This is a genomic window from Bradyrhizobium sp. STM 3843 (assembly GCF_000239815.1).
Classification (GTDB): Bacteria; Pseudomonadota; Alphaproteobacteria; order Rhizobiales; family Xanthobacteraceae; genus Bradyrhizobium.
In genome coordinates, this window is sequence record NZ_CAFK01000142.1 from 1 (window position 1) to 3710 (window position 3710).

Annotated in this window: 5 protein-coding genes; all 5 read right to left on the reverse strand. The window is 63.6% G+C overall.

Going from position 1 to position 3710, the window contains the following annotated elements; genetic code table 11:
- Window positions 1-186: 186 nt before the first annotated feature.
- Window positions 187-513 carry an iron-sulfur cluster assembly accessory protein gene (locus BRAS3843_RS16515; RefSeq protein ID WP_008970095.1) on the reverse strand — a complete coding sequence of 109 codons (327 nt, stop codon included), beginning with the start codon at window positions 511-513 and terminating at the stop codon, window positions 187-189.
- Between the two features lie 10 nt (window positions 514-523).
- Window positions 524-748, reverse strand: a complete 225-nt coding sequence (locus BRAS3843_RS16520) for a 4Fe-4S binding protein (protein ID WP_008970096.1) — start codon at window positions 746-748, stop codon at window positions 524-526.
- A 51-nt stretch (window positions 749-799) separates the two neighbouring features.
- Window positions 800-2362: a nitrogenase cofactor biosynthesis protein NifB gene (gene nifB, locus BRAS3843_RS16525; RefSeq protein ID WP_008970097.1), complete on the reverse strand. Its 1563-nt coding sequence runs from the start codon at window positions 2360-2362 to the stop codon at window positions 800-802.
- Between the two features lie 258 nt (window positions 2363-2620).
- Window positions 2621-3487, reverse strand: coding sequence for an SIR2 family protein (locus BRAS3843_RS16530; protein WP_008970098.1), 867 nt, complete (start codon window positions 3485-3487; stop codon window positions 2621-2623).
- Window positions 3487-3699 (reverse strand): putative nitrogen fixation protein NifT, encoded by a 213-nt coding sequence (gene nifT / locus BRAS3843_RS16535; RefSeq protein ID WP_008970099.1) that lies wholly within the window; start codon window positions 3697-3699, stop codon window positions 3487-3489. Before nifT ends, BRAS3843_RS16530 begins: the two co-directional genes overlap by 1 nt.
- Window positions 3700-3710: the final 11 nt, after the last annotated feature.

A 3710-nucleotide genomic window follows, 5' to 3' on the forward strand; every position in this document is an offset into this window, starting at 1 on the left:
GCCGTCGGGCCTCGCGAAGGTGCATCTCGGCCACGTCATCGAGATGGTAGCTCTGGCCCGCCTGCCACAAATGATACTCGGCCTCTTCCGGCAGGCCGCCGCCGAGCAGCGCGTCGGCGAGCAACGCGTCCTCGACGGCGGTGTGCGAGATGGGCCTGGCATCTGTGGGCATTCGAGCCTTCCCCGTTATTGCAGCGCCTTTTCGGCGTGGCTTGAACAGGACACCTGCTTCGGATCGTGGAACACGAGACCGGTCTGCGTCGCCGTATCCGCAAAGTCGATGGTCACGCCATCGAGCAGCAGCCGGCTCTCCGCGGGCAGGAACAGGCGGACGCCGTCGCGTTCAACCACGGCGTCGCCGGGCAGCGGCGCACCGAGCACGCTGATGTCAGCCGCAAGCCCCGAGCAGCCGCCCGGAGAAACTGCGAGCCTGAATCCGCTGCCCGCCTTTCCGTCCGCACGCAGCATCATCCGCATGAACTTCTGCGCCGCTGGTGTCATCGTGAAATTCATCGATCTCTCCTCACGCCGGCGGCTGGTAACGCGGATAGGACGTATCGATCACACAGGTGTTGTCGACCGGGCAGACCGCCGCGCATTGCGGCTCGTCGAAATGACCGATGCACTCGGTGCACTTCTTGGGGTCGATCACGAAGGTGCCGTTCTTCTCCGAGATCGCCACATTCGGACATTCGGGCTCGCAGGCCGAGCAGCTCGTGCACTGCGAGGCAATGATCTTCAAAGTCATCGATTGCTCCTGTAAGGGCTCGGCGGCGCCCCGACACCGCCGAGATCAGATTCACGCTACCGAGATCAGGGCGCCCTGGCGGATTTCAGCATCGCCGCGCACGACGTGCGCCATCTCGCCGCTGTTGACCTTCTCGAGATAGTCCTTGAACCAAGCGATCGCGGACTTCTCGATGAACTCATGCGCGTACTGGTCGACCGGCTCGATACCGGCCGCGAGCAGATCGCTCTTCGGGCAGCCGCCGATCTTGGCGACGAACACCGCGTGGCAGTCGTTGATGGCGCGGATCACGGTCTCCAGGCTGTCCTCGTCGCCATAGCCGCCCTGGCAATAGAGATCCACGCGGCGGTGACCGACGAACTTCGCACCGGCCGTGGAGAGCTCGTAGACCTGGAACTCCTTGGCGTGACCGAAATGCTCGTTGATGAGGCCCGAGCCCTTGGTGGCGACTGCAACCAGCAGCTTGATGTCGCTAGACTGGCCGGCGAGCGAAGCCAGCTCTTCCTGCTTGGCGACGACCTTGGCGACGCGCTCCTCCTCGACCGCGGCCTGATAGGCCTTGCGCGAGTCGATGTCGTAGTTCACCTCCATGGCCATGATCTTGTCGGTGGTGAACTCGGCGGAGCGGTCCTCGCCGAGCAGGCCGACGGCGTCCGCCCGGCACTGGCGGCAGTGCCGCATCATGTTCATCTCGCCTTCGCACTCGTCCTGCAGCGCCTTCAGCTCCTGCGCGGTCGGGCCACGCTGGCCGGTGAGGCCGAACACCGTGCCGTGCTCGGGCGAGGAGATCAGCGGCATGATGTTGTGCAGGAAGGCGCCGCGCGACTTCACCGCCTTGTTGACCTCGACCAGGTGTTTGTCGTTGACGCCGGGGATCATCACGGAGTTGACCTTGCAGAGGATGCCGCGCTCGGTCAGCATCTCCAGGCCCTGCAGCTGGCGGTCGGTGAGCAGCTTCGCGGCCTCGACGCCGGTGTAGCGCTTGTGCTTCCAAAACACCCAGGGATAGATCTTCGCGCCGATCTCGGGATCAACCATGTTGATGGTAATGGTGACGTGATCGACATTGAAGCCCGCGATGGTATCGACATGGTCAGGCAGCGCGAGACCATTGGTCGACAGGCACAGCTTGATGTCGGGCGCGGTCTTCGCGATCAGTTCGAACGTCTTGAAGGTCTTCTCAGGATTGGCGAGCGGATCGCCCGGGCCGGCGATGCCGAGCACGGTCATCTGCGGAATCGTTGAGGCAACCGCCAGCACCTTCTTGGCCGCCTGCTCCGGCGACAGCTTCTCGCTGACCACGCCCGGACGCGACTCGTTGGCACAGTCATATTTGCGATTGCAGTAATTGCACTGGATGTTGCAGGCCGGCGCCACCGCCACATGCATGCGGGCGTAGTGATGATGCGCTTCCTCGCTGTAGCAGGGATGGTTCTTGACCTTCTCCCAGATGTCCGGCGGCAGGTCGTTCTGCCCCGCCCCCGATCCGCAGCTCGCCTTGCCGCTGCCACCCGAGGTGCCGCAGCCCTTGTGTTCTGCAATGGTCTGCATCACTGCGCTGAGCTTCTCGCCGTCGGGTATCGTCGCCTGTTCGTGCTGAACTGATGCGTCCATGTCCGCTCCTTACGTTGCCGGCGAGCCGCAAACCGCCTTGCCAGATGTTCAGCAACTCGCGTGCCATTGCGCAGTCATGCTCATTTTGTCGTGCGATCAATGTGTTAGTCCGACGGCGGCAACTGTCGGCTTGCCAACATGCGAGCGGGACGCGATCGCGGCCATGTTAGAAACGTTACAGAATGGCCGATCAGCCCTGGACAAACAAAAACAGCGCGGTCCACGACCGCGCTGGGGAGATGCTTTGTCGCGTTGCGATCAACCGCCGAGAATGATCTCGGTCGCGCGCGCAAGCGGAATCGCGATCGGCGTCAGCCGCTCGGTGATGAAGAATTTCAGCTCATTCCTGGACAGCGTGTCGGGCTCGACCAGAACATAATGCTCGGAGCCGGATCGCTTGATCACCTGGCGCCCATAGGTGCGCAGCAATTGGTCGTTGAAGCGACAGCCGATGAACAGGAAGCTGCGATGGGTGCGGCGATCCTTCACGGTGTCCGGGATCGGCGTCTGGATGTCGATGTCGGTCAGGACCTCGACGTAATCGGCGTCGGTGATCAGGAAGTTCTTCGCCGGCGTGATGCCGCCATGCGGCTTGTAGAGCAGCGTGGTCCAGCTTGCAGCTTTTTCGCGATCGGCCTCCGTGCCATCGGCATCATAGAAGCGGTACCAGCGGTCCTCGCCGATGCCGGCGCGGGTGATGCCCTGCACCTCGCCCCATCCGGTGCGGCCGGCCAGGGCCGCGCGCATCGCACCATCATACCAGCTGTCGACGATCATCGGCAGCGGCAGCGAGGCGAGGTGCTGATGCAGCGGCGTCGGCGCGACCGGCGTCGCGAACGCCTCCGCCATCAGCGCCGTAACCGTCGAACGATGACGCGTGCTCTCGATGTGCTGCGCCGAAGCCCAGGCGTTGCCCTTGGCGCGGCGCGGCAATGCCACTTTGGTGCCGAAGAACGCCGCCAGGGCTTCTGGATTCATCGGCACCGGCGCGCCCGACTGCTCCGACACCGCCGGTCCCAGATAGGGCACGACCTCCCCGACCTTCAGTCGCTGCACGACGTCCTTGAGCAGCGCTTCGGCGTCGGCCTGCCTGACGATGTCGATATGAGGGAGCGGCGCGTTCATCACTCGTCCCCTTCGTCACCGCGCTTACGCGCATTGATCGTGATCGGCAGCCGCGTGTCCTTGGCCATATCAGGCAAATCGAGCACCCAGCCATTGGCGATGCGAATCCAGCCGCCCCACAGCGTCTCGTGCTCGGTCTCAACGATCGGCTCCTCCAGATCCTTTTTCGGCACGTAGATCGAGAGGCCGGTTTCCGGCGAGCGGCGGATCATGACTTCNTGTA